The sequence below is a fragment of the Cryobacterium roopkundense genome (assembly GCF_014200405.1).
Classification (GTDB): domain Bacteria; phylum Actinomycetota; class Actinomycetes; order Actinomycetales; family Microbacteriaceae; genus Cryobacterium; species Cryobacterium roopkundense.
This window is the reverse complement of the sequence record NZ_JACHBQ010000001.1, coordinates 1,460,168-1,484,078: the sequence shown is the minus strand read 5'-3', so window position 1 is coordinate 1,484,078 and position 23,911 is coordinate 1,460,168. Positions and strand designations below refer to the sequence as shown.

The following is a 23,911-nucleotide window of genomic DNA, read 5'->3' as shown; positions in this document are numbered from 1 at the left end:
GTCAGATGCTGCGTGTGGTGGGCAGTCCTTCGACAACGAGGGCTGCGAGGGTGCGTGCCGCCAGGCGTGTGATGGGACGGAGGTCCTCGTACGACACGACGCTGCCGGCCGCGAGCTGGGCATCGTAGGGAATACGAACGATCGCCCGAACCCTGGAGCGGAAGTGCGCTTCGATCTCGTCGAGACGCACCAGATTCGTGCCCTGAGTGGCGGTGTTCAGGGCGACAACGGCGTTCTTCACGAGCTCGCCGTATCCGTTGGCTTCCAGCCATGTGAGCGTTTCGGAGGCCAGCCGAGCCTCGTCGACGCTGCCGCCCGACACTACGACGATGGAGTCGGCACGGCGCAGGGTGGCGCGCATGACGGAGTGCACGATGCCGGTACCGCAGTCGGTGAGGGCAAGGGAATAGTAGCGGGCGGCCAAGTCGGCGACGACGTTGTAGTCGTTCTCGTCGAACGCTTCGGAGAGCATCGGGTCGGTGTCGGACGCGAGGATATCCAGCCGAGTCTCGTCACGGGAGACGAGCGTGGAGAAGTCGGTGAAATTGCCGATGGACGCGGCCTTGGTGACGACGTCCCGCACGGTCGAGGTCGTCTTCTGACTCACGCGTTCAGACAGGGTTCCACGGTCGGGGTTCGCGTCGATCGCGATGACTCGATCGTCCCGAGAGTCGGCCAACGCCATGCCCAGCAAGGTCGTGACTGTCGTCTTTCCCACGCCCCCCTTGCGGGTCAGGATGGGCACAAATCGCGTGCCGCCGTCGAAGTGCTTGCGAATGCGCTCGTCCATCTCGGACTGGGCGCGAACTGAGGCCGAGTCCCCCAGGTTTACCAGGTGCAGGGTCGCCGCAAAGACAAACTCGTTCCACGCGCCCCGGGGCGGTCGGCGTGTCTTGCGGTTGACGGCCAGGAGACGCTCAGCGGTGAGCATTCCCGCGGACTCTGGCTGGGCCACGTACGGCTCAGCGGAGGCGTCACCGGGATCACGTTCGGCGCGAGGCCGGTCCCGGCGAACCGGGCCCGTGGAATCCGCGCGCATGCGCTCGAAGCCTCCACCGTTGGCAATGGCTACGGCAGCCCGAACGGGCTGTGCCGGCGCAATGGCATCGATTTCCACGGTATGCGTTGCCAGGCGCGACGAACTGCGGGTGCTCGGCCCATGTGAACCCACTGGGCCCAGACCCGGCACGCGGGCACTCGGCTCACCGCTGCCGGGCACGGCCCTACGTGAGGCCCCGAGAAGCTCCGCAGCCTCGCTCAGGCTGCCCGGCAGGACGGAGGCGAGGTTGTCGACCGTGTGGGGCAGCAACTCTCCGTGGTACTCCTGCTCTGCCGGCTCGAAGGCACCCGGAGCCGACCCCAGAGGTTCGCCTCCGTCGACATCGTCAGACTTGTCTGCCAAATCGTCACTCAATTCCTCATAGCCGGCGAAGCTAAGCCTAGCGCGGCCGTACGACGACGAGCAGGTCGCCCGCGTCGACCTGCTGGGTCCTGGGGATGGCGACGCGCTCGATGAAACCGGCGATCGGTGAGGTAATCGCCGCTTCCATCTTCATGGCCTCGATGCTTGCTACGCTCTGGCCGGCCGTGACCTCCGCACCGTCCTCGACCTGAAGGGTGACGACGCCGGAGAACGGCGCCGCGATCTGGCCAGGCTGGTTGGCATCCGCTTTCTCGGCCACACGCGCGTCGACGGTAATGCCACGGTCCCGAACAAAGACCGGGCGCAGTTGGCCGTTGAGCATGGTCATGACCGTGCGGATGCCCTTGTCATCGGCCTCACCGATGGCTTCGAGTCCCACGTACAGGCGCACGCCCTGCGCGATGTCAACGGCGTGTTCCTGGCCCTGCTGCAGGCCGTAGAGGTAGTCAACGGTGTCGATGACGGACAGGTCACCGAACAGCTCGCGGATCTGCTCGAACTGGCGCGTCGGCGCGGGGAAGAGCAGCTGGTTCAGCATCGCCCTGCGAGTGGTGCTGTCGGTGTTGAGCGCAACACGCTCCGCCTCGGAAATTTCCGTGATTCCGACCTTGACAGTGCGCCCCTTGAGCACCTTGGTGCGGAAGGGCTCCGGCCATCCGCCCGGCAAATCCCCGAGCTCGCCGGCCATGAATCCGATCACGGAGTCGGGGACGTCGTACTTGTCGGGGTTCTGCTCGAAATCGGCGGGGTCCGCCTTTACAGCCGCGAGGTAGAGGGCCAGGTCGCCCACAACCTTCGACGAGGGCGTCACCTTCGGGACCCGTCCCAGGATTTTGTTCGCCGCGGCATACATGTCCTCGATCAGTTCGAAGTGATCGGCAAGTCCTAGTGCGACGGCCTGCGTGCGCAGGTTGGACAGCTGGCCACCCGGGATCTCGTGCGTGTACACACGGCCTGTAGGGGCGGAGAGACCAGATTCGAACGGACGGTAAACGTTGCGCACGGCTTCCCAGTAGGGCTCCAGGTCCGTGACGTTCTTAAGCTCGATGCCGGTGTCTCGCTCCGTGTGCGCGAGGGCTGCAACGAGAGAGGATGCCGAGGGCTGGCTGGTTGTGCCCGCCATCGGCGCACTCGCCACGTCGACGGCATCCGCTCCGGCGCGAGCCGCCGCGAGAAGGGTCGCGAGCTGCCCGCCAGGGGTGTCGTGGGTGTGCACGTGCACCGGCAGGTCGAAACGATCTCTGAAGGCGGTGACAAGCTTCTCGGCCGCGGCCGGACGCAGCAGGCCGGCCATGTCCTTGATGGCGAGAATGTGCGCCCCGGACTCTACGATCTGGTCGGCCAAGCGCAGGTAATAGTCCAGGGTGTACAGGTCTTCGGCAGGATTGAGCAGGTCACCGGTGTAGCAGACGGCGACCTCGGCCACCGAGGTACCGGTAGAGAGCACGGCATCGATCGCGGGGCGCATCTGGGACACGTCGTTGAGGGCATCGAAGATACGGAAGATGTCGACGCCAGTGTCGGCCGCCTCGCGCACGAACGCGTCCGTCACCTCGGTCGGGTACGGCGTGTACCCGACAGTGTTGCGACCGCGCAGCAGCATCTGGATGTTGATGTTCGGCAGTGCCGCCCGCAGGGTCGCCAGGCGTTCCCACGGGTCCTCGCCGAGGAAGCGCAGCGCGACGTCGTATGTCGCGCCGCCCCACGCCTCTACGGAGAGCAGCTGGGGCGTGAGCCGCGCCACATACGGGGCGACAGCCACCAGGTCCTTGGTGCGCACGCGAGTCGCGAGCAGGGACTGGTGGGCGTCCCGGAAGGTCGTGTCCGTAACGGCCAAAGCCGTCTGCGCGCGCAGGGCTGCGGCGAACTTCACCGGTCCGAGCAGCTGAAGCTGCTGGCGCGAACCGTCGGGGGCCGGAACGCTGAGGTCGAGGACGGGGAGTTTCTCCGCCGGGCTCACCGTCGTGACGGCAACGCCATTGGGTTGGTTCACCGTGACGTCGGCGAGCCAGTTGACGATCTTCGTGCCGCGGTCCTTCGACGCCTCCGTGCGCAGAAGCTCGGGCCGTTCATCGATGAAGGAGGTACTCAGGTCGCCGGCCGCGAAGTCGGGGTCGTCGAGGACCGCCTGCAGGAACGAGATGTTCGTGGACACGCCGCGGATGCGGAACTCGGCCAACGCACGCTTGGAGCGTACGACAGCGGCCGCGTAGTCGCGGCCACGGCAGGTCAGTTTGGCCAGCATGGAGTCGAAGTGCGGGCTGATCTGGGTGCCAGGGTTGATCGTGCCTCCGTCGAGACGGATGCCGGCGCCTCCGGGCGAACGATACGTCGTGATCTTGCCCGTGTCGGGACGGAAGCCCGCCGAGGGGTCCTCCGTCGTGATCCGGCACTGGAGCGCGGCGCCGCGGAGCTTGATCTTGTCCTGAGTGAGTCCGAGGTCCGCCAGCGTCTCCCCCGCCGCGATACGAATCTGCGACTGGACCAGGTCGACATCGGTCACCTCTTCGGTGACAGTGTGCTCCACCTGGATGCGCGGGTTCATTTCGATGAAGACGTGCTGCCCGGCGCGCTCCCCCACGGTATCGAGCAGGAACTCGACGGTACCGGCGTTCACGTAGCCGATAGAACGAGCGAACGTGATGGCATCCGCGTAGAGCTTGACACGAATCTCATCGCTCAGGTTCGGCGCGGGCGCGATCTCTACCACCTTCTGATGGCGACGCTGCACCGAGCAATCTCGCTCGAACAGGTGCACGGTTTCGCCGGTGTGGTCGGCGAGAATCTGCACTTCGATGTGGCGGGGGCGCAGCACTGCGGCCTCGAGGAACATCGTCGGGTCACCGAAGGCGCTGTTGGCCTCACGCATGGCCTCCTCAAGGGACCCCCGTAGCTCCGCCATCGATTCGACCCGACGCATGCCGCGACCGCCGCCGCCGGCGACGGCCTTGGCGAAGACCGGAAAGCCGATGTCCTCGGCCTGGCTGATGAGCAACTCGACGTCCTTCGACGGCGGAGTCGACTTCAGCACGGGAACCCCCGCCGCAATGGCGTGTTCCTTGGCCGTCACCTTGTTGCCGGCCATCTCGAGCACGTCCGCCCCGGGTCCGATGAACGTGATTCCGTTCGCCGCGGCGGCCTCGGCCAGCTCCGGGTTCTCGGACAGAAACCCATAGCCGGGGTAGATGGCGTCGGCGCCACACTCCTTAGCCACGCGGATGATCTCAGTCACATCGAGGTACGCACGCACCGGGTGGCCGACCTCGCCGATCTGGTACGCCTCATCGGCCTTCAGGCGGTGCAGGGAGTTTCGATCTTCGAAGGGGAAGACCGCAACGGTTTTCGCTCCGAGCTCTACGGCCGCGCGCATGGCACGGATTGCGATCTCACCACGGTTGGCAACAAGGATTTTCGTAAACATGCAGACCTCTCGAACGTAAACCGGCATACAGCTAACGGTTAGGTTCTCCCAGACTACTGAAGGTAACGTGTCTACTTGTGCATGTACTTAGCGTTAGCTCCCTCAAGGGAGGTGTAGGCAAGACCACGGTGACCCTTGGTCTTGCTTCTGCAGCCTTCGCCCGCGGTGTGCGAACACTGGTGGTTGATCTCGATCCGCAATCAGACGTGTCGACCGGCATGGACATTGAAGTCGCCGGTCACTTGAACGTGGCGGACGTCCTCGCCTCGCCCAAGGAAAAGACAGTTCGCGCCGCGATCGCCCCCAGCGGGTGGACGCGCGGACGCCAGGGCACCATCGATGTGATGATCGGCAGTCCGTCTGCGATAAATTTCGATGGTCCGCACCCGAGTATCCGTGAAATCTGGAAGCTCGAGGAGGCCCTCTCCACGGTGGAGAAGGAATACGACCTCGTGCTGATCGACTGCGCGCCGTCGCTCAACGCCCTCACGCGCACCGCGTGGGCCGCAAGCGACCGAGTAGCCGTCGTCACCGAACCCGGCCTGTTCTCCGTGGCGGCCGCCGACCGTGCCCTGCGTGCGATCGAGGAAATCCGGCGAGGCCTCAGCCCCCGCCTGCAGCCGCTCGGCATCATTGTCAATCGCGCCCGAACGGCCTCCCTGGAGCACCAGTTCCGCATCAAGGAGCTCCGCGACATGTTCGGGCCCCTCGTGCTCAGCCCGCAGCTGCCCGAGCGCACCTCGCTGCAGCAGGCTCAGGGCGCCGCGAAGCCACTGCACATCTGGCCGGGGGACAGCGCGCAGGAAATGGCGAGATACTTCGACCAGTTGCTCGAGCGGGTTCTGCGGACGGCGCGTATTGGTGAGTACGCGGAAGCGCCTGTAGGTCGGTAGCGTGTGGGGCCGCGGGGGCGGGTAGCTGCCTCCTCAGCTCAGACACGTGAACCCTGGATCGAGCTTGTCGAGATTTCGACACCCCGCCTATCACGCGCTCCGCGACAGTTCCTGAGATTGGCTCTCGGCCCTGAGGAAGAGGGAGGAAGGGGTGATGGGTTAGGAGATTTTGCGGGTGGAACGGCGGGCGGCGAGCTCGTCTGACGGGTCCGCTTCCTGGAGGTTGAGCTCGACAAGGCTGGTCTCGACCTCGCGGAGCACCTTGCCCACGGCGATGCCGAAGACGCCCTGGCCGCGGCTGACGAGGTCGATGACCTCGTCGTTGGACGTACAGAGGTAAACACTCGCGCCGTCACTCATGAGCGTGGTCTGGGCGAGGTCGCTGACGCCGGACTCACGGAGCTGGTTGACCGCCGTGCGGATCTGCTGGAGGGAGATTCCGGTGTCAAGCAGCCGCTTGACGAGTTTGAGAACGAGAATGTCGCGGAAGCCGTACAGGCGCTGGGAGCCGGAGCCGGCCGCACCGCGAACGGTGGGTTCGACCAGACCGGTGCGCGCCCAGTAGTCGAGCTGGCGGTAGGTGATACCGGCGGCGCGGGCAGCGACGGCCCCACGGTATCCGGAGTTCTCGTCGAGCTCGGGAAGGCCATCGGTGAACAGAAGTCCCTGCGAGTAGCGCGAGGCGTCGTCATCGGGTTTGAGTTCACTCATACGACTGCCTCTCAGGAATTGTTCGCGATGAAGTTGTGATCGCTGTTGACAACGCTACCGACAGGGGGGCCCGCGGGGCCTGACATTCGAGCAACGAACTTGCCGTGTCGGTAACGATTCGTGACGCGACGAGTGCTTTCAGCCTAATCGTCCCAGGGCGGAACGGATCAGACTGCTGCGAATAACTTCCAACTGCCCCGCGATCTCCACGGCCATTTCGGCGGCCTTCGCCCGGCTCGAGGCGTCCTTGCGGCGCGCCAGGGGCACGAGCGCACTCTCGATCAGGCCCAGTTCGCGTTCTGCAGCGGCGCGGAAGCCGCGGAGGTGCCTCGGCTCGATTCCACTGCGCTGGAGCTCCACGAGGGCACGCAGCACGTGCAGCACATTCTCCCCGTAGTACTCCGCGGGCAGGATGATCGACGCCGAGACGGCATCGTGCATCAGGGTGAGGGATGCTCCCGCTTCCCGAAGGAGCTCGTCACGGGTGAGGCGCCGCACCGTGGAGAGCATCGACGGCCCGGGAGTCGCCCCGCCCGGGAGAGTGGGAGAGAGCCCCGCATCGAGGTCTTCCAGATAGGAACGGATGACTTTGAGCGGCAGGTAGTGATCGCGCTGCATGGACAGAATGAGCCGCAGGCGATCGAGGTCACCTGCACAAAATTTGCGGTACCCCGACCCGGTACGAGCCGGTGACACCAGGCCCTGTTCTTCGAGAAAACGGAGCTTCGACGGCGTCAACTCAGGGAAATCCGGCGTGAGCCGAGCCAGGACCTGACCGATACTCAATAGCGGCGCTGCGCCCGAGGCTTTCACCTGGGCGGAGGACGCCGACATTATTCGCTCGCCGTGCGCGCGAGGTCGAGACGGGACGCGTAGAAGGTCAGGCGGAACTTGCCCACCTGAACCTCGGCGCCATCACTGAGCAGAGCCGTTTCAATGCGCACGCCATCGAAGTAGGTTCCGTTGAGGGATCCGAGGTCTTTGACTTCAAAGGCCGTCGCGTGTCGCAGAAACTGCGCATGGCGGCGTGAAACTGTAACGTCGTCGAGAAAGATGTCGGCGTTCGGGTGACGTCCCACCGTGGTGACGTCGGCGTCGAGCAGGAAGCGGGCGCCGGCGTTGGGTCCTCGCCGCACGACAAGCAGTGCGGAACCCGACGGCAGCGCCGCAATGGCTTCCTGTTCCTCGGCTGTGACGTTCGCGTCGATCGAGGCCATCTGCGCCGCGAACTCCTGGCTGAATGTCATCGTCGTGTCGGTACTGACCGACTCAGGTGTGTTCTTGCGCACGGGCTCGTCCTGCTCCTTGTTCGAATTCTCAAAATCGGCCACGTTGCACCTCCTATGATTCCAGCGTATCTGATTGAACCGGCACAATGACCCGTGGAATCCGAATCACGCGCATCGTTTCAGTGGCGTAGATGATTCCGGCCCACCAATAGAGGAAGACACCCCAGAGAGCGAAGGCCCAGCCCACTGGTTGGGACCACCAAGCCAAGTCGGGAAAAGCCTGCCCCAGCATGATCATCGGAAGAGCGTAGAACAGGCAGAACGTGGCCACCTTGCCGAGGGTGTGTACCGGTAGCGGGCCAAACCCGAAGTTCGCCAGAATGATGCCCAGCACGAGCAGGAAGACATCTCGACCGACCACGAGGAGCACGATCCACCACGGCACAAGGTCTCGCCACGCGAGACCGATGAGGGCAGCGAAGATGTAGAGCCGGTCGGCGGCGGGATCGAGGAGCTGACCCAGCCGGGTGACGAGATGGAACCGGCGGGCGATGAAGCCGTCGAGAAAGTCCGTGAGGCTGGAGAACGCGAGCACAATGAGCGCCAGGGCGTCGGAGCCCTGCGCCAGAAGGATGAGAAAGACCGGCACCAGGAGCAAGCGGATGGCGCTCAACCCGTTGGGCACGGTCATCACCTGCGAGCCCACCTCGGTGCTTTCTGCTCTCGTCACGGTGTCCAGTCTAACGATTATCTGACCCAAATACGGTTCCGATCAGGAATAAATATTGCTCGGCGGCCGCGCTAACCGGTATCGGATGACCGCCGGTGGCTGGCGTCGACACTACGCCGGAGTGCCTCCATCAGGTCGAGAACTTCGCCGCCGGATGCCGGCTCACCAGCCTCGGGGGTCGTGTGGGTTTCTCGCGAGTCGCCCCGTGCCAGTTTCGCGTCGATCAGCGCCCGCAACTGGACCTGATAGTCGTCAGAAAATTCCTCAGGGGTGAAGTCTTTCTCGAAAGACTTCACGAGCGCGCCGGAGAGCTCGAGCTCCCTGTCCGTCACGGAGACTGGACCAGCCAGGGCGGAGAAATTCGCCGTGCGCACCTCGTCGCTCCACAGCAATCCTTGCAGCACCAGAACGTCGCCCCTCACCCGCAGGGCACCGAGCCGGGTCTTCTGCCGCAGGGCGAAGCGCACGATGGCCGTACGGTTCGTCGCTTCCAGGGTGCGGCGCAGCAGCACATAGGCCTTGGCCGAACGTCCCTCAGGTTCCAGGTAATAGGTGCGTTCGAACATGATGGGGTCGAGCTGATCGCTGGGCACGAATTCGACGACGTCGATTTCACGTGCGCGTTCTGCCGGGAGGGACGATAATTCGGCTTCGGTCAAGACCACGATCTGGTCATCCCCGGCCCAGGCCTTGTCGATGTGCTCAAAGTCAACGATCTGGCCGCAGATCTCGCACCGGCGCTGGTACCGAATGCGACCACCGTCCTCGTCGTGCACCTGATGCAGCGCCACATCGTGATCTTCCGTGGCGCTGTAGACCTTGACCGGGACGTTCACGAGACCGAACGTGATCGCACCCTTCCAGATTGACCGCACACTACCAGTAGACACCGATTACCCCTCATCAGCTAGTGCGAAAGCGTGTGACCTAGCCCGAAGACCCGGTCGGGGGCATTCTGGGGTGATGGACCCCATAAGCCGGATGATCGTCGTGGGCGGCCACCGCCTGACACTCACCCATCTGGACAAGGTCCTGTATCCGGAAACGGGCACGACAAAGGCCGACGTGCTTGAGTACTACGCCACGGTCGCCGACGTGCTCATTTCCCACGCCGCCGGCCGCCCGGCTACCCGCAAGCGGTGGGTGCACGGAGTCGGAACGGAGACCGACCCTGAACCGGCGTTCTTCCGGAAGGATCTGGAGCCCGGAGCGCCCGCGTGGATCGAACGCCGCGCAATGCAGCACAGCAGCCGCCCTCTCGACTATCCCCTCGTCAACGATCTGGCCACCTTGGTCTGGTTGGCCCAGATGAGCGCTCTTGAAATTCACGTTCCGCAGTGGCGGTTCGGGAGGGACGGGGCACCGCGGCATCCCGACCGGCTCGTTCTCGATCTCGACCCGGGGCCAGGGGTGTCGCTGGGCGAATGCGCGGACGTCGCACTCATCCTGCGCGGACTCCTGACCGGCATGGGCCTCGACCCGGTGCCGGTGACCAGCGGCAGCACGGGGATCCATCTATACGCCGCGCTGGACATGACGGCCACGAGCGATCAGGTGGTGGCCGTCGCACACGAACTCGCGCGCGCCATGGCAGCGGATCACCCGGATCGTGTCGTGAGCGCCATGACGAAGTCGGTGCGGGCGGGGCGGGTCTTCATCGATTGGAGCCAGAACAGCGCGGCCAAGACCACGATCACGCCATATTCACTGCGCGGTCGCTCCCGCCCCACGGTCGCTGCTCCGCGCGTCTGGAGCGAACTGTCGGACGGCGACCTTGCCCAGTTGGACTACATCGAGGTAATGCGCCGCGTTGTCGGCGGCGGTGATCCGCTCGCCAGAGTGAACAGAGCAGGCGGGTACGGCGACCCGGCGACCGCACCGCCAGAGACCCGGCGCCACGCATCCGCTTCCCTGGTCAGTCCCGACAACTCGACTCCTCACCCGCTCGAACGCTATCGGGCCAAACGCAGCGCTGGGTTCACGCCGGAGCCCGTTCCCGGGCACCTGGGTGCGGCACTCGGGCGTGACACGGCGCCGGCCTTCGTGGTTCACGAACACCACGCACGCCGGCTTCATTGGGATCTGCGCATCGAACGCGACGGCGTGTTGGAGTGCTGGGCGCTGCCCACGGGCCTGCCGACGTCGTCGGCGCACAATCATCTGGCGGTACACACGGAGGCTCACCCTGTGGACTATCGGACATTCGAGGGCACCATTCCCGCTGGACAATATGGAGCCGGCACTATGTTCGTCTGGGATGCCGGCACCGTGGAGGTCGAGAAATGGGGTCACGACGAGGTGATTGTGACCCTATTTCCCCAGCGGGACGGTGGCCTCGGTGGCCCTCGCCGGTTCGCACTCATCCACACCAACGGGGACGGCGGAGCCGACGACAACTGGCTCATCCACCTCATGAAGACAACGGCTGTGGCGGAGATGCGCGCGACGGGGACCGTGCCTGTCACGCCCGATTCGCCGCCACCCGACCACTCCCCCATGCTGGCCACGACCGGCAGCCCGTCCGACCTCCGACCCGAGCGGGAGTGGGCGATCGAGATGAAATGGGATGGAATTCGCATCCTCGCGTGTGTCAGCAGGGACGTGCCGGAGGGGACGGCCACCCTCCGCACCCGAAACGGGCTCGATGCGACTCCCTTCTACCCGGAGGTTGCGGCGGGAGTGCGGGCGGCCGTCGGCTCGGGCACCGCTGTATTGGACGGCGAGGTCGTCGCGCTGGATGCCAGGGGGCGGCCCGACTTCGCGCGCCTGCAATCCCGAATGGTATCGGCAGTGCCGCCACGCCCAGGTCCATCGCCCGCGGACCCGCCGGTCACCTATCTGGTCTTCGACATGCTCGAATACAACGGCGAGTCGCTACTCGACCGCGGCTATGATGACCGCCGTCGCCGGTTGACCGGAGCCCTCACACCGCAGGATTCCGTGCAGATACCGTCCTCCTTCGACGGGGATGTGGCGGCCGCGATACGCACGAGCCGTGAGTTGGGGCTCGAAGGCATCGTCGCCAAGCGCCACGACTCCACGTACCGGGCCGGCCGCAGGTCGCGTGCGTGGGTAAAAGTCACTCAACGTCGCACACAGGAAGTCGTCATCGGGGGCTGGCGGCCCGGCCGCGGAAACCGATCGGAGACGTTCGGGTCGCTGTTGCTGGGGATTCCCCACGAGGGCACGCTGCAGTACGTGGGGCGGGTGGGCACGGGATTCAGGGACAGCGATCTCCTGAGCGCACGAAAATTGATGGACGCCTCCCCTGCCATGGACTGTCCGTTTGCCACCCTCGCCGCGGACGAGGCAGCGGGCGCCAGGTGGGTGCGCCCGGAACTCGTCGGTGAGGTCGAATTCGCGCAGTGGACGCCGGCCGGTCGGTTGCGTCATCCCACCTGGCGAGGCTGGCGGCCAGACAAGTCGCCCCACGACGTTGCCCGAGAGGAGAATCCGGAAGCGGAGTCAATCGGGAGCAAACGACGCCAGACGCTGCTGCAGCCCCGGCCAACTCGTGGCGAAGCCGGGGTGTAGCGGATACTCCTCGATCTCGGCGGGCTTGACCCAGCGCAACGCGATGCTCTCGGCATCACTGATCACGGGGTCAAATACTGCGGTCGACTCGGCCACCACTGTCGTGTAAGACCAGAAGCCGAGGTCCACGACCGAGGTGAACAGAACGCGCATCACAGCGGACGGCACTCCGGCCTCTTCCCGTGCCTCCCGGAACGCCGCATCGACAGCGGATTCGCCCTCGTGACGTGCGCCCCCCGGCAGGCCCCAGGTGCCTCCGAAATGACTCCACACGGCTCGATGTTGCAGGAGCACGCCCCGCGCCGGGTCGTGCACGAGCAGGCCCGCGGCGCCGAACCGACCCCAAAACCTGCCGCCGTTGGGACCGTATACCCAGGCATCGCCGCTCACGCTCGTCATGATCCCAGCATGGCCCCTTCCGACTGAAGTCCCCACACCGGATGGCGAATCATTCTGGCGCGTCGTCGCTTGTGACCACAGCAGAACTCATGGCGTCGAGAAAAAACACCACGGCTTGCTGCTGCTCCGCGTCGAGGCTCTCAGCGACAGCAAGCATGCGTGCATGGGCTGGTCCGAGGGTGCTCCGAACTCCCCGATGCGCTTCCGCCGTCGCAAATATGACCTGCGCACGACGGTCGCTCGGATGTGGTTCGCGTCTGACGTGTCCGGATTTCCCCAGCCGAGAAAGCAGCTTGGCGGTCGCCGCTGACGAGACGTTCAGAAAGGCGCTGAGGTCCTTGGGACTCACTGGAATGCCCTTGGCCTCGCTCCTGATCAGGTGACGCAGCGCCATCAGATCGGTCTCGTTCATCGACATCGCGGCCTGGGTATGCCTCCGCATCACGGAATCCGCCGCGCGAAAGCGTCTGAGAGACTCAAGCACAGAAACGGACGACGCTGTACGATCATCGGTGCGGTACCAGTAAAGCCCCCGCGACGTCGAATGACTATCTTTTTCGGACATGCTCCATGCTAACCTCGACAAGCTAACTCAGTTAGCTACTTCAGCGCATTAACGAAAAGGCGGACCCGAGCATGCACACCCTGGATCTGACCGAAGAACTCGTCGTCCTGCTCGATGAGGATGGGCGTGAAATCGGAACGGCGCCTAAATACAGTGTGCACAGCACGGACACGCCTCTTCACCTCGCATTCTCCTGCCACGTCTTCAATTCGGTCGGTGAGGTGTTGGTGACCCGTCGCGCCCTGGGCAAGAAGACCTGGCCGGGAGTATGGACCAACTCTTTCTGCGGACATCCGCTTCCCGGCGAAGCCCTGCACCTCGGAGTCCTCCGACGCGCGCAATTCGAACTCGGTCTCACACTCGACCCCGCCGACATCAGCGCGACACTGCCCGATTTTCGCTACCGCGCCGTTGACGGCAGCGGCATCGTCGAGAACGAGATTTGTCCCGTGTACATCGCTACGACCGCCAGCGAACCCGTGCCCAACCCGGACGAGGTTATCGAATTCGCTTGGACGACCCCGAGCGCCCTCCGGAGGGCTGCCCGGGACGCGCCGTGGGCGTTCAGCCCGTGGCTCGGCCTCCAGGTGAGCGAAATGGAGAGTTTTCGTGCTTGAGACAACGCCTGCCGGAGTCGAATTCGAACTCTCCCAATTCTTCTCGGAGTCGCGGGCGCGGGCCACAGAGTACGGCAGCCACTACCTCGCCCTGTGGGATGCACTGGAGGAGGCCGCGACCGGGGGAAAACGGGTTCGGCCCACCCTGGTGCTCACCGCGTTCTCCGGGCTGGGCGGCGTCGACATGGCTCTCGCCGGCCAGGTCGCGGTGAGCTTCGAACTGCTGCACACGGCCTTCGTCATCCACGATGATGTTATTGATCGTGACCTCGCCCGCCGCGGCGTGGCTAACATCGCGGGGCGGTTTACCGACCGGGCCTTCGCCCATGGTGCTGAGCCCGATCAGGCGGCCGTTTGGGCGACCGCCGCGGGAATCCTGGCCGGGGATCTGGCCCTGAGCGAGGCACACCGCATCCTGGCCCGCCTTCCGATAGCTGGCGACATGCGAGTCCGCCTGCTCGACCTCCTCGACCGGGCCGTGTTCGTCTCGGCAGCCGGAGAACTCGCCGACGTGACGAATGCCCTCGCGCAGCATCCGCCTGGGATGGACGACGTCGTCGCCACCCTCGATCAGAAGACCGCCGTCTACTCATTCGAAGCTCCCCTGCAGGCGGGTGCGGTGCTCGCAGCGGCTTCCGACGAGGACATTGCGACGCTGGGGCGCTTCGGCAGGCTCGTGGGCATTGCCTTCCAACTCACCGATGACCTGCTCGGTATCTTCGGAGACTCGACCAAGACGGGAAAGAGCGTCACAGCCGACCTCCGCGAAGGCAAGCAAACGGCGCTGCTGGCCCACGCCCGCTCCGTTCCGGGCTGGGACGTGATTGATCCGCTGGTGGGCAAGCGCGACCTGACCGAGGCTGAGGCCCAGCGCGCACGGCAACACCTCACAGAATGTGGGGCCCGACACCGCGTGGAGAGTCTCGCTCGCGAGTACGCCGCGCGCGCCATCGACGAGCTTGAGCGGTCCGCACTTCCCGCGGCACTGCGCGGCAAGCTTGCCACCCTCGCCGGCTCCTCCGTGGAGCGGTCCCGATGAGTCGGTCCCCGCGTCCCGCGCCCACCGACATCGAGCAATACAACGCGGCAGCCCTCGCCAGCGCGACCACGGTGATCGGGGCCTACTCCACGTCCTTCGGCCTCGCGGCACGCCTCCTCGAACCAATGGTCCGCACACAGGTGAGAACGATCTACGCACTCGTGCGAATCGCTGACGAGATAGTCGACGGCGCGGCGGCCGGCGCGGGGATCGGCATAGACGGCCAGCGTGCCTTGCTCGACGACCTCGAACAGCAAACCGAGCGGGCGATCGAACTCGGCTACAGCACCAATCTCGTCGTGCACGCCTTCGCCAACACTGCTCGCGCTGCCGGAATTGACTCCAGGCTCACCGCACCGTTTTTCGCGTCGATGCGCCGCGATCTGGACGACGCACCATTCACACCGGAGGGTGTCGCCGACTACATTTACGGTTCTGCCGAGGTCATCGGCCTCATGTGCCTACGCTGTTTTCTGCAGCACTCGAGACGTCCCCCGGCCGATACCCTCGAGCTCGAACGTGGAGCGCGCAGTCTGGGCGCCGCCTTCCAGAAGATCAACTTTTTGCGCGACCTCGCCTGTGACCGAGAGATTCTCGGACGCAACTACTTTCCCGGAATCGATCCGCTGAACATGACTGACCCTGAAAAAAACCGCCTACTCGATGACATCGATGCCGATCTGGCAGCAGCGGGCGCAGTGCTGCCGGCCCTGCCGGCCGGCAGCCGACGAGCAGTCACGGCGGCCCACGGGCTCTTCTCCCAGCTCTCGTCACGGCTGCGGGCGACACCAGCCGAGACGCTACTACGCGCCCGTGTGCGAGTTCCCGACGGCGAGAAGCTCGTGATCGCCCTCAGCGCCGCCATGGGATCGGCCGGGTGGCGACGATGACAAACACGGAGTCGTCCCGCATTATCGTCATTGGCGGCGGCATCGCCGGTCTGGCCAGCGCCGCCTTGCTGGCACGAGACGGGCATTCCGTCACGCTGCTGGAAGCACGCCACGAACTCGGTGGACGGGCCGGGGTGTGGAACGCCGAGGGATTCCGCTTCGACACCGGGCCGTCCTGGTACCTGATGCCCGAGGTTTTCGATCACTTCTACCGGCTCTTCGGCACGTCGTCGGCGGAGCAACTCGACCTCGTTCGCCTCGATCCTGGCTACCGTGTCTTCTTCGAGGGCGACCCAAGCCCCGTGGATATCAAGGCCGAGCGCGAGGAGAACATCCGTCTCTTCGAGAGCCTTGAGCCCGGCGCCGGCGCCGCCCTGGCGCGATACCTCGACTCCGCCAAAGACACCTACGACATGGCAGTGCACCGCTTTCTCTACTCGAGTTTTGCCTCATTCCGCCCGTTCCTGGTGCCCGATGTGCTGAAACGACTGGGACGCCTCGCCCGCCTACTGCTGCAGCCGCTGGACAAATTCGCCGCCGGCTATGTGCGCGACCTCCGCCTGCGGCAGATTCTCGGGTACCCGGCGGTCTTCCTCGGTTCATCGCCCGACCAGACGCCGTCGATGTACCACCTCATGAGCCACCTCGACCTCGCCGACGGCGTACTGTACCCCCAAGGCGGTTTCTCGCAGCTCATCAGCAGCGTTGCTGACCTGGCCGTGCGGGAGGGTGTTCGGGTTATCACGGACGCTCGCGTCACCGGCATCCTCACGTCGCCCAACCCGGATGCAGGGAAGGCTCATGTCGTAACCGGCGTGAGCTTCGTGGGAACGGACGGCCTCCCGACGCGCCTTGAGGCCGACCGTGTCGTGTCCGCTGCGGACCTGCACCACACGGAGACCCAGTTGCTCGCCGCGAACGAACAGACCTACCCTGAGAAGTGGTGGAAGGGCCGCACGTCCGGCCCGGGCGCCGTGCTCGTGATGCTGGGGATCACTGGCGAACTGCCGGCTCTCAAGCACCACTCGCTGTTCTTCACGAAGGACTGGGGCGAGAACTTCGGACGGATCTTCGGTAAGAACCCGTCGGTGCCCTCTCCAGCGTCGTTCTACGTCTGCATGCCCAATGCCACGGATCCGACTGTGGCACCAGACGGCCACAGCAACCTGTTCGTCCTCGTGCCGATTCCGGCCGACCCGGGCCTCGGTCATGGCGGCATCGGCGGCGGCGGCTCTGACGCCATCGAGTCGATTGCGGACGCGGCCATCGCCCAGCTGTCCGACTGGGCCGGAATCCCAGACCTGGCGGATCGGGTCGTCCTGCGCCGAACAGTCGGCCCGGCCGACTTTGCCGTGGACCTGAATTCCTGGCGTGGCGGCGCGCTGGGCCCCGCGCACACGCTGCGGCAGAGTGCGTTCCTTCGCGGTTCGAATGCCTCACGGAAGGTCGAAGGCTTGTATTACGCCGGCGGCACGACGATTCCGGGGATCGGGTTGCCGATGTGCCTGATCAGTGCGGAGATCCTGTTGAAGCGCATCCGTGGAGACGTGACGACAGGCCCGCTGCCGGAACCGGCGAGACGGCCCGAACCAAAACCACGTTGAGCGCAGCGTATCTCCTCGTCCTGCTCGTATCGCTCGGGGGTATGGTGCTGCTCGACCGTGCGTATTCGCTCTTCTTTTGGCGCGACGCACGGCGTGCGACGATCGTGCTCGTCGTGGGCGTGGCCTTCTTTCTGGCCTGGGACCTTCTCGGCATCGGTCTCGGCATCTTCTACCGAGGTGAAACCGACCTGATGACGGGGATTCAACTCGCCCCGGAGCTGCCGCTGGAGGAGCTCTTCTTTCTCACATTCCTGGCCTACCTGACGATGAATCTCTCCCTGGGCACCCACCGCCTGCTCATCCAGAGGGTCACGACATGAATTATTTGCTGCTCAACGCGTGCTTTCTGCTGGTCGCCGCCGCTGTCGCGGCCGTGGCCGCGACACGTGGACGCCTAACGCGGCGTTACACCGCGGCGTGCGGCATAGCCCTCGGCCTCGTTCTGGCGTTGACGGCTGTCTTCGACAACCTCATGATCACCGCGGGGCTCTTCTCGTACGATCCCGCTCATCTGGTGGGCCTGCTGATCGGCAGCGCCCCCATCGAAGACTTCGCCTATCCGGTCGCGGCCGCGGTGCTGCTACCGTCGGTCTGGGTACTCCTGAGCGACACAGAGGGCGGCGCACGTGCAGAAAGCTAAATCGACCGTGGGCTGGCGGGCCCGCCAGGTCGTTCTGTCGTCCCGTCCCCTCAGCTGGATCAACACGGCGTTTCCGTTCGCTGCCGCCTATCTGATGACAACCGGGCGCATAGACGCACTGTTCGTCGTGGGCACCCTCTTCTTCCTGATTCCCTACAACCTTTTGATGTACGGCATCAACGACGTGTTCGACTACGAGTCGGACCTCCGCAATCCGCGTAAGGGCGGCGCCCAGGGCGCACTGCTGGCCCCCGAACTTCACCGGCTTGTGATCACGTCTGGAATTGTGACCGCCGCACCGTTGATCGCGGCCATGCTCGTTCTGGCCGGCCCGGCGCATGCTCTCTCGTGGCTGGTCCTGGCCCTGAGCCTCTTCTTCGTGGTGGCCTATTCAGTTCCGGGGCTGAGATTCAAAGAGCGACCCGGACTCGATTCGGTCACCTCCAGCATTCACTTCGTGAGCCCGGCCGTATACGGATTGCTCGTGGCCGGGGCTGCGTTCGATGACAGCCTGTACGCCCTGCTCCTCGCCTTCTTTTTCTGGGGCATGGCCAGTCACGCCTTCGGGGCCGTGCAGGACGTCACACCCGATCGTGACGCCGGGATTGCGTCAGTTGCCACTGCCCTCGGCGCGGCGACCACGGTGCGTCTCGCCGTGCTGCTGTGGACTCTGGCGGGAGCGCTGATACTCCTCACTCGGTGGCCCGGTCCGATCGCCGCGATCCTGGTGCTCCCGTACATTATCGCCGCGCTGCCTCATTGGTCGGTCACCGACGATCGCTCGGACCGGGCCAACCGCGGGTGGAAGCATTTTCTCTGGCTGAATTTCTTCAGCGGATTCGTTGTCACCATGCTGCTCATCGGGTGGGTCGGTCTGAACGCGTAGCCAATCGAACGGACCGGCCGCCAACGGAATAGAGTTGTCCAATGGAACCCGTTCTCACCGCGCGCGTCGACAGCTGGACCTGGGGAGTGCGCCTGTTCAAGACGCGCTCCATGGCCACGGCGGCGTGTCGTGCGGGGCACGTGCGCGTGAACGGTGACAAGGCCAAGGCCGCCCAGTCCCTGCGGATCGGCGACGAGGTGCGGGTGCGCACGGACGGTTTCGACCGGGTGCTAATCGTGTCACGCCTCATAGTCAAGCGCGTGGGCGCGATCGTGGCTGCGGAGTGTTTCGTGGACCATACTCCCCCGCCGCCGCCACGGGAGGAGGTCGCGATGGTTCCGACGCGTGACCGCGGTGCCGGGCGGCCCACGAAACGCGAGCGTCGCGACATCGAGGAGCTCCGCGGGTACTAGCTGTCACCAACCTGGTGGCGCGGCACACTTACGACTGGTCGTTGTCTGCCGTTCCCTCGAAGGCGACCGGCGGCACGAGTATTCCGACTTCGGTACGCGCCCACCATGCTCCCGTGGCGCGGCGTTCGGCCAGCGAGGTGTAGCGATACTCGAAGAGGCGTGCCCTGATCCAGCGCGGCGCCCCGGTCGGAAAAGGGTTGTACCGCAGCAGACGAAGCGTCCGCCGGTCTCCCTGCAGCAGGCGTAGCAGGAATACTTCGAACCACCGGGTGTCCCTGGCACCCAGGGCCAGAAACCACATCAGCCAGTCCAGCCGCAGGTGATACGGCGCCACCTGCGGCGGCATGCGCCCGGGGTCGCCCGGCATGGCCCGAAAGCCGTACTCGAGCCATTCGGCGTCGCGGCCGGGCACCGCATCGTCGTTACCCTCCACGATTATCTCGAAACGCACCCTGGTGACGGTGCCGAATGCGCCATAGGCGTTCACGAGGTGGTAGCGATTGAAACTCGCGTTCATGAGCTGTCTCCGCGAGAGGAGGTTGCGCAGGGGCCAGGAGCTGAGTGCGAGCAGGAGCGCGGTCACCAGCAACACGACGGCCAGGAACCAGACCGGCGTGGTTTCGCGGGGTGACGGACCGGGGACACCGAGCACGACGCGGAAAGCAGTGTCGTCGACGGCCGCGAATGCGAGCACGATGGTGATCGCGTTGAGCCAGGCGAAGTTGCCCGTGAACACGAGCCATAGCTGGGTGAGGATGATCACGGCCGCGGCAACGGATGCGACGGGCTGGGGCGCGAAGAGGAAGAACGGCACCCCCAGTTGGGCGACATGGTTGCAGAGCACCTCCCCGCGGTGGAACCAGCGGGGCAGAGGGTGCACGCACCTGCTGAAGGGATTCGGCAGCGGCTGGGTCTCGTGATGGTAGAAGAGTGCGGTGAGGTCGCGCCACTCACGGCCGCCACGAATTTTGATCATGCCGGCGCCGAATTCCAGTCTAAAGACCAGCCAGCGCACGAACAGAATGATCGTGAGGGGCGGCGCGACGCCGTTCGAGCCGAGGAAGGCAACGACGAACCCAGCCTCGAGGAGAAGGCTTTCCCAGCCGAAGGAATAAAACGTTTGGCCGACGTTGACGACGGGGAGATAGGCCGCCCACAGCAGCAGGAACAGACGGATCGGAACCCAGGCCGGACCCAGCTGGGGCAGCCCGAGCACAAGGAACGCCGCAACAGCCGATCCGGTCCAGCAGACCGTGAGCAGCATGGTGTCGGAGTATCGCCAGTGGAAAAGGCTCGGCGCCTCACGGAAGGACACGCGCGCCAGGAATCGAGGCACGGGCAGCAGCCCGTGCTCGCCCAGCAGGGCGGGGAACTGGTTGATCGCCGAGACGAACGCGAGGAGGAAGCACGCCGCAACACCGCGCTGCAGTACCGGCCGCGCGATCTCGTAGTCACCGGCCGCGAACCATTGCATGTGCGTGCACGATACTCACGCTGCACAATCCGGTGGATGCGCCGACCGGAGAAATGGATGGACTCCGTGGACTAAACCGGCAGAGACTCCATACTGAACCGGTTCAGACTGTCGGTGCCGACGAGGCGCCCCGCTCGGCGTCGGGCAGAGGCGGCCGGGGCTGCGGCTTCGGGGCTCCCGTCTCTCCCGTGGTGGCCACGGGCTCGCCGCCCGCGGACGACGCCGTGAGCGTGAGCCCGAGCAAACCCAGATTGCGCTTGATGCGGTCTTCGGCGTCATCGTCGGCCACGGTGGCAGCCAGGTTGGCCTCGCTCACGGCCCGAACGACCTCGTCGCGCTGGATTTTCACGCCGCGTGGAGCATCAATTCCGATGCGAACGCTGTCGCCGCGCGCGTCAAGCACGGTGATGACGATATCGTCCCCGATGAGGATTTTCTCCCCAGGTTTGCGTGTCAGAACCAGCATTTGATCAGCTTATCGCGACCTGTCGGCCGCACCCCGTATGGGGGCGGCCGCGCGTCGCCCGGACGAACGCGCTTCGACCCCGAGGTCGATCCACCGAACGGGAAGGCGGAGGTCAGAAACCGTCTCCGGGCTGGTCGTCAGCTCGGCGCCCACCGCAGCCACGGCGTCGATGTGCACGGACTCCGCGATGGCACTCACCCAGCGCGCCGTGTCGTCGACCTTCCGTCCTGTGTCCACGACGACCCAGACCTGGTCCGCGCCGACGCTGCCGATGCTCGCGGTGCGCAGGGCCAGGTCGGCCGACGCATCCACTCCGGGGCGCGCCAGGCCGAAGGCTACGAAAGTGGTTTGATCGAGTTCCACTCCCCTGGCTCGCGCGGCCAGCGCATCGCGGCGGTCGTCGACCCTGTCAAGGCCGGGGGCAGAGAGGGATCCACCCACGCGGAGGTCGGCGTTCGCGGTCAGGAGCACCATGGCACGCGCTACCTCGAGGGCCTCACCTGTGAGGCCGATCACGAGCACGAGGTCGCCCGCCCGGGCCAGCGGGGCCGGCGCGTCCGGGGGCGCGCCCAGCGGCTCGGCCGGGGAACTGGTTCGTGCCGTCGCGAACGTTAGGTCGTCCATGAGGGCCGCGAAGTCATCGGATTCGGTGGAAATCGACGCATCGCCCGCGAGTCCGTTGCTGCGCGCCTCTGCCGCGTCGGCATCGTCCAGCAAGGCGGCGATGCCGAGCCGGGCCGGAACATCGAGCAGGGCGCGTTCTGCGCGGCGATGTACCGGTCCGACCTCGACGGTCGCCTCAAAGTGTTGTCTAGCGAAGAATCCGCGCACACCGCCCACGGTGACGCGTTCGGCTGAGATGATGCGGGCGTGGGCTCCATGTTCGAGGCGCACTCGATCCTGCAGCTCCTGCATGGTCGTACCCTTAAGCAGAAAGCGATTCGGCTCCACGCACCACTCCAACCGTCTCGATGGTCACGTTTGCGGAGGTGACTTCCTGGTACGAGAGCACCGGGAGCCCGCCCGACTGGGTTGAGACCAGGCGGCGGACGGCCGGGCGCAGCGCGGGTGCGCACACGAGGACGGCGCTCAGTCCGCTCGCCTCGACGGCGGCGACCGAGGTGCGAACGCTTGACAGCACGGTCTCGATCTTCGCGGCATCCATCATGATCTGGGTGCCCTGCTCGGACGGGCGCATGCCCTCGAGCATTGATTGTTCCAGAGTGGGCTCGATCATGATGACGCGCAGCAGGTTTCCGTCGAGATACTGCACTGTGAGTGCCGGGCCCAGGGCCTGGCGCGCCGCTTCGATGAGGCCCTCAGGGTCGTTGCTCGTTTTTGCCCGCAGCGACAGCGCCTCATAAATGCGCGGCAGATCATTGATCGGGATCCCCTCCATCAGGAGCCCCTGCAGCACTCGCTGAACCTCGGCGAGGGAGAGCAGACCGGGAATCAAATCGTCGACGGCCGAGGGGTTGACCTGCTTCACGCCATCCGTCAGCACACGAACGTCTTCTCGCGTGAGCAGTCGCGCCGCGTTGAGCGAGATGATCGAGGAGAGGTGTGTGATCAGCACCGACACTGGGTCGATCACGGTGGCACCGGTCATTTCGGCGCTGTGTCGCATCTCGCTCGGCACCCATTTGCCAGCGAGCCCGAAAACGGGTTCGACAGTGACCACGCCGGGCAGGCCGTCGAGCGCCTCACCGAGGGCGAGCACCTTGCCGGACGGGGCGAGTCCGCGACCATATTCCACGCCGGCGATGCGAATGGAATAGGTCGAAGCCGGCAGCTCCACGCTGTCGCGGGTGCGCACCGGCGGCACGACCACACCGAGGTCGAGAGCGATCTTGCGTCGCAGCCCGCGCACCCGCGCCAGGAGGTCGTCGGAGGCGCCGGACACCATGTCGACGAGGTCGGGGGCGAGCATGATCTCGAGGGCGTGCACCCGCATCTGTTCGATCAGGTCCTCCGGGGTGTCGGAGCGGGGAGCCGTCTTCTCTGCCGCAAGGCTCGCATCCGCTGCCGCCTGCTTTGTCGTCTCGCCGGACTTGATGCGTTGCCCGATCACGATCAGGGCCACGCCCACGATCAAGAACGGGAAGATGGGCATGCCGGGTATGAGCGCCATCAGGATGGCGGCCGAGCCGGCGATGGTGAGGGCGTAGCGGGACTGCGACAGCTGGGTCGACGCGGTCGATCCCATGTCGGCTTCGGCGTTCGAGCGGGTGACGATCATGCCGGTGGCGACAGCCATCAGCAGGGCGGGGATCTGGGTGACGAGGCCGTCGCCGATCGTCAGGAGGGCATACGTGTTGAGGGCATCGGTGATCTCCATACCCTTTTGCAGCATGCCGATCGCGATGCCGCCGACGAGGTTGATGATGATGATGATGATGCCCGCGATGGCATCACCCTTGACGAACTTCGAGGCGCCGTCCATCGCACCGTAGAAGTCAGCCTCCGCCGACACCTCCGCGCGGCGGTCCTTGGCTTGCGCGTCGGTGATCTGGCCGGCGTTCAGGTCGGCGTCGATCGCCATCTGCTTGCCGGGCATGGCGTCGAGAGTGAAGCGAGCGCCGACCTCCGCGACGCGTTCGGCGCCCTTCGTGACCACGACGAACTGGATGACGACGAGAATGAGAAAGATAACGGCGCCGATGATGATTGATCCGCCAACGGCCACGTGACCGAAGGCCTCGATCACCTGCCCGGCGTACCCGTCACCCAGCACCAATCGAGTGGACGCCACGTTGAGGCCCAGTCGGAACAGCGTGGCCACGAGCAGCAGTGAGGGAAAGACCGAGAAGTCGAGAGGCTTCTTCACGAACATGGTCGTCAGCAGGGTCACGAGCGCGAGCATGATGTTCACGATGATGAGCAGGTCGAGCATAACCGCGGGGATCGGCACGACGAGCAGCAGGATGATGCCCACGACACCGACGGGCACGGCGAGCTTGGTGAGATTGCGATTCAC

Annotated in this window: 23 protein-coding genes; 10 read left to right on the top strand and 13 right to left on the bottom strand. The window is 65.3% G+C overall.

The window, feature by feature from the left end; translation table 11 throughout:
• Position 1: 1 nt before the first annotated feature.
• Together BJ997_RS06935 and BJ997_RS06930 are read right to left on the bottom strand one after the other, a co-directional pair.
• On the bottom strand, positions 2-1,402 hold the full coding sequence (locus BJ997_RS06935; RefSeq protein ID WP_236628684.1) for a MinD/ParA family ATP-binding protein: 1,401 nt from the start codon (positions 1,400-1,402) through the stop codon (positions 2-4).
• A gap of 37 nt (positions 1,403-1,439) precedes the next feature.
• On the bottom strand, positions 1,440-4,844 hold the full coding sequence (locus BJ997_RS06930; RefSeq protein ID WP_035834463.1) for a pyruvate carboxylase: 3,405 nt from the start codon (positions 4,842-4,844) through the stop codon (positions 1,440-1,442).
• Between the two features lie 77 nt (positions 4,845-4,921).
• Here BJ997_RS06930 and BJ997_RS06925 point away from each other — a divergent pair, with 77 nt between their 5' ends.
• Positions 4,922-5,737 carry a ParA family protein gene (locus BJ997_RS06925; protein ID WP_035834465.1) on the top strand — a complete coding sequence of 272 codons (816 nt, stop codon included), beginning with the start codon at positions 4,922-4,924 and terminating at the stop codon, positions 5,735-5,737.
• Positions 5,738-5,896: 159 nt separating this feature from the next.
• Here BJ997_RS06925 and BJ997_RS06920 read toward each other — a convergent pair whose 3' ends face one another.
• From BJ997_RS06920 to ku, 5 genes are all read right to left on the bottom strand, one after another.
• A complete protein-coding gene (locus tag BJ997_RS06920) occupies positions 5,897-6,448 on the bottom strand; it encodes a MerR family transcriptional regulator (protein ID WP_035834468.1) in 552 nt (183 codons plus the stop codon).
• Between the two features lie 138 nt (positions 6,449-6,586).
• Positions 6,587-7,282, bottom strand: a complete 696-nt coding sequence (gene ftsR / locus BJ997_RS06915; protein WP_035834469.1) for a transcriptional regulator FtsR — start codon at positions 7,280-7,282, stop codon at positions 6,587-6,589.
• Entirely contained in the window at positions 7,282-7,695 is a 414-nt protein-coding gene (locus tag BJ997_RS06910; protein WP_084140963.1) for an FHA domain-containing protein, read from the bottom strand. Before BJ997_RS06910 ends, ftsR begins: the two co-directional genes overlap by 1 nt.
• Before the next feature lie 94 nt (positions 7,696-7,789).
• Positions 7,790-8,407 (bottom strand): CDP-alcohol phosphatidyltransferase family protein, encoded by a 618-nt coding sequence (locus BJ997_RS06905; RefSeq protein ID WP_035834471.1) that lies wholly within the window; start codon positions 8,405-8,407, stop codon positions 7,790-7,792.
• A 71-nt stretch (positions 8,408-8,478) separates the two neighbouring features.
• Positions 8,479-9,282 (bottom strand): non-homologous end joining protein Ku, encoded by an 804-nt coding sequence (ku, locus tag BJ997_RS06900; protein ID WP_035834473.1) that lies wholly within the window; start codon positions 9,280-9,282, stop codon positions 8,479-8,481.
• Positions 9,283-9,370: 88 nt separating this feature from the next.
• Between ku and BJ997_RS06895 the strand changes: the two genes are divergently transcribed.
• Positions 9,371-11,941, top strand: a complete 2,571-nt coding sequence (locus BJ997_RS06895; protein WP_084140957.1) for an ATP-dependent DNA ligase — start codon at positions 9,371-9,373, stop codon at positions 11,939-11,941.
• Here BJ997_RS06895 and BJ997_RS06890 read toward each other — a convergent pair.
• Both BJ997_RS06890 and BJ997_RS06885 read right to left on the bottom strand, forming a co-directional pair.
• Positions 11,873-12,340 carry an NUDIX domain-containing protein gene (locus tag BJ997_RS06890; protein WP_035834475.1) on the bottom strand — a complete coding sequence of 156 codons (468 nt, stop codon included), beginning with the start codon at positions 12,338-12,340 and terminating at the stop codon, positions 11,873-11,875. The two genes, BJ997_RS06895 and BJ997_RS06890, sit on opposite strands and share 69 nt — an antisense overlap.
• Positions 12,341-12,389: 49 nt before the next feature.
• Positions 12,390-12,758 (bottom strand): MarR family winged helix-turn-helix transcriptional regulator, encoded by a 369-nt coding sequence (locus BJ997_RS06885; protein WP_236628686.1) that lies wholly within the window; start codon positions 12,756-12,758, stop codon positions 12,390-12,392.
• A 218-nt stretch (positions 12,759-12,976) separates the two neighbouring features.
• Here BJ997_RS06885 and idi point away from each other — a divergent pair, with 218 nt between their 5' ends.
• The 8 genes from idi to BJ997_RS06845 are packed head-to-tail and all read left to right on the top strand — an operon-like array spanning position 12,977 to position 18,994.
• Positions 12,977-13,522, top strand: a complete 546-nt coding sequence (gene idi / locus BJ997_RS06880) for an isopentenyl-diphosphate Delta-isomerase (RefSeq protein WP_183323318.1) — start codon at positions 12,977-12,979, stop codon at positions 13,520-13,522.
• Positions 13,515-14,561 (top strand): polyprenyl synthetase family protein, encoded by a 1,047-nt coding sequence (locus BJ997_RS06875; RefSeq protein ID WP_035834478.1) that lies wholly within the window; start codon positions 13,515-13,517, stop codon positions 14,559-14,561. Before idi ends, BJ997_RS06875 begins: the two co-directional genes overlap by 8 nt.
• A complete protein-coding gene (locus BJ997_RS06870; protein ID WP_183323316.1) occupies positions 14,558-15,451 on the top strand; it encodes a phytoene/squalene synthase family protein in 894 nt (297 codons plus the stop codon). The genes BJ997_RS06875 and BJ997_RS06870 overlap by 4 nt, the downstream gene beginning before the upstream one ends.
• Entirely contained in the window at positions 15,448-17,055 is a 1,608-nt protein-coding gene (crtI, locus tag BJ997_RS06865) for a phytoene desaturase family protein (protein ID WP_035834551.1), read from the top strand. Before BJ997_RS06870 ends, crtI begins: the two co-directional genes overlap by 4 nt.
• Entirely contained in the window at positions 17,052-17,375 is a 324-nt protein-coding gene (locus BJ997_RS06860; RefSeq protein WP_035834480.1) for a lycopene cyclase domain-containing protein, read from the top strand. Before crtI ends, BJ997_RS06860 begins: the two co-directional genes overlap by 4 nt.
• Positions 17,372-17,695, top strand: coding sequence for a lycopene cyclase domain-containing protein (locus BJ997_RS06855; RefSeq protein WP_035834482.1), 324 nt, complete (start codon positions 17,372-17,374; stop codon positions 17,693-17,695). The genes BJ997_RS06860 and BJ997_RS06855 overlap by 4 nt, the downstream gene beginning before the upstream one ends.
• A complete protein-coding gene (locus tag BJ997_RS06850) occupies positions 17,682-18,581 on the top strand; it encodes a prenyltransferase (protein ID WP_084140958.1) in 900 nt (299 codons plus the stop codon). Before BJ997_RS06855 ends, BJ997_RS06850 begins: the two co-directional genes overlap by 14 nt.
• A gap of 41 nt (positions 18,582-18,622) precedes the next feature.
• Positions 18,623-18,994 carry an RNA-binding S4 domain-containing protein gene (locus BJ997_RS06845; RefSeq protein WP_035834486.1) on the top strand — a complete coding sequence of 124 codons (372 nt, stop codon included), beginning with the start codon at positions 18,623-18,625 and terminating at the stop codon, positions 18,992-18,994.
• 28 nt (positions 18,995-19,022) lie between these two features.
• On the opposite strand, the gene BJ997_RS06840 is transcribed toward BJ997_RS06845, so the two are convergent.
• The 4 genes from BJ997_RS06840 to BJ997_RS06825 form a co-directional block, all read right to left on the bottom strand.
• On the bottom strand, positions 19,023-20,468 hold the full coding sequence (locus tag BJ997_RS06840; protein WP_035834488.1) for a lipase maturation factor family protein: 1,446 nt from the start codon (positions 20,466-20,468) through the stop codon (positions 19,023-19,025).
• Positions 20,469-20,571: 103 nt separating this feature from the next.
• Positions 20,572-20,934 (bottom strand): carbon storage regulator CsrA, encoded by a 363-nt coding sequence (gene csrA / locus BJ997_RS22065; protein WP_084140959.1) that lies wholly within the window; start codon positions 20,932-20,934, stop codon positions 20,572-20,574.
• A 9-nt stretch (positions 20,935-20,943) separates the two neighbouring features.
• Positions 20,944-21,849 carry a hypothetical protein gene (locus tag BJ997_RS06830; protein ID WP_035834490.1) on the bottom strand — a complete coding sequence of 302 codons (906 nt, stop codon included), beginning with the start codon at positions 21,847-21,849 and terminating at the stop codon, positions 20,944-20,946.
• Between the two features lie 10 nt (positions 21,850-21,859).
• A complete protein-coding gene (locus BJ997_RS06825; protein ID WP_035834492.1) occupies positions 21,860-23,911 on the bottom strand; it encodes a flagellar biosynthesis protein FlhA in 2,052 nt (683 codons plus the stop codon).

What these genes read in the sequence shown, in the direction of transcription:
- BJ997_RS06930 (WP_035834463.1), bottom strand. Translation starts at nt 4,844, where the DNA reads ATGTTTACGAAAATCCTTGTTGCCAACCGTGGTGAGATCGCAATCCGT.
- BJ997_RS06920 (WP_035834468.1), bottom strand. Translation starts at nt 6,448, where the DNA reads ATGAGTGAACTCAAACCCGATGACGACGCCTCGCGCTACTCGCAGGGA.
- ftsR (WP_035834469.1), bottom strand. Translation starts at nt 7,282, where the DNA reads ATGTCGGCGTCCTCCGCCCAGGTGAAAGCCTCGGGCGCAGCGCCGCTA.
- BJ997_RS06910 (WP_084140963.1), bottom strand. Translation starts at nt 7,695, where the DNA reads ATGACATTCAGCCAGGAGTTCGCGGCGCAGATGGCCTCGATCGACGCG.
- BJ997_RS06895 (WP_084140957.1), top strand. Translation starts at nt 9,371, where the DNA reads ATGGACCCCATAAGCCGGATGATCGTCGTGGGCGGCCACCGCCTGACA.
- BJ997_RS06890 (WP_035834475.1), bottom strand. Translation starts at nt 12,340, where the DNA reads ATGACGAGCGTGAGCGGCGATGCCTGGGTATACGGTCCCAACGGCGGC.
- BJ997_RS06885 (WP_236628686.1), bottom strand. Translation starts at nt 12,758, where the DNA reads ATGTCGATGAACGAGACCGATCTGATGGCGCTGCGTCACCTGATCAGG.
- idi (WP_183323318.1), top strand. Translation starts at nt 12,977, where the DNA reads ATGCACACCCTGGATCTGACCGAAGAACTCGTCGTCCTGCTCGATGAG.
- BJ997_RS06870 (WP_183323316.1), top strand. Translation starts at nt 14,558, where the DNA reads ATGAGTCGGTCCCCGCGTCCCGCGCCCACCGACATCGAGCAATACAAC.
- crtI (WP_035834551.1), top strand. Translation starts at nt 15,448, where the DNA reads ATGACAAACACGGAGTCGTCCCGCATTATCGTCATTGGCGGCGGCATC.
- BJ997_RS06855 (WP_035834482.1), top strand. Translation starts at nt 17,372, where the DNA reads ATGAATTATTTGCTGCTCAACGCGTGCTTTCTGCTGGTCGCCGCCGCT.
- BJ997_RS06845 (WP_035834486.1), top strand. Translation starts at nt 18,623, where the DNA reads ATGGAACCCGTTCTCACCGCGCGCGTCGACAGCTGGACCTGGGGAGTG.
- BJ997_RS06840 (WP_035834488.1), bottom strand. Translation starts at nt 20,468, where the DNA reads ATGCAATGGTTCGCGGCCGGTGACTACGAGATCGCGCGGCCGGTACTG.
- csrA (WP_084140959.1), bottom strand. Translation starts at nt 20,934, where the DNA reads ATGCTGGTTCTGACACGCAAACCTGGGGAGAAAATCCTCATCGGGGAC.
- BJ997_RS06830 (WP_035834490.1), bottom strand. Translation starts at nt 21,849, where the DNA reads ATGCAGGAGCTGCAGGATCGAGTGCGCCTCGAACATGGAGCCCACGCC.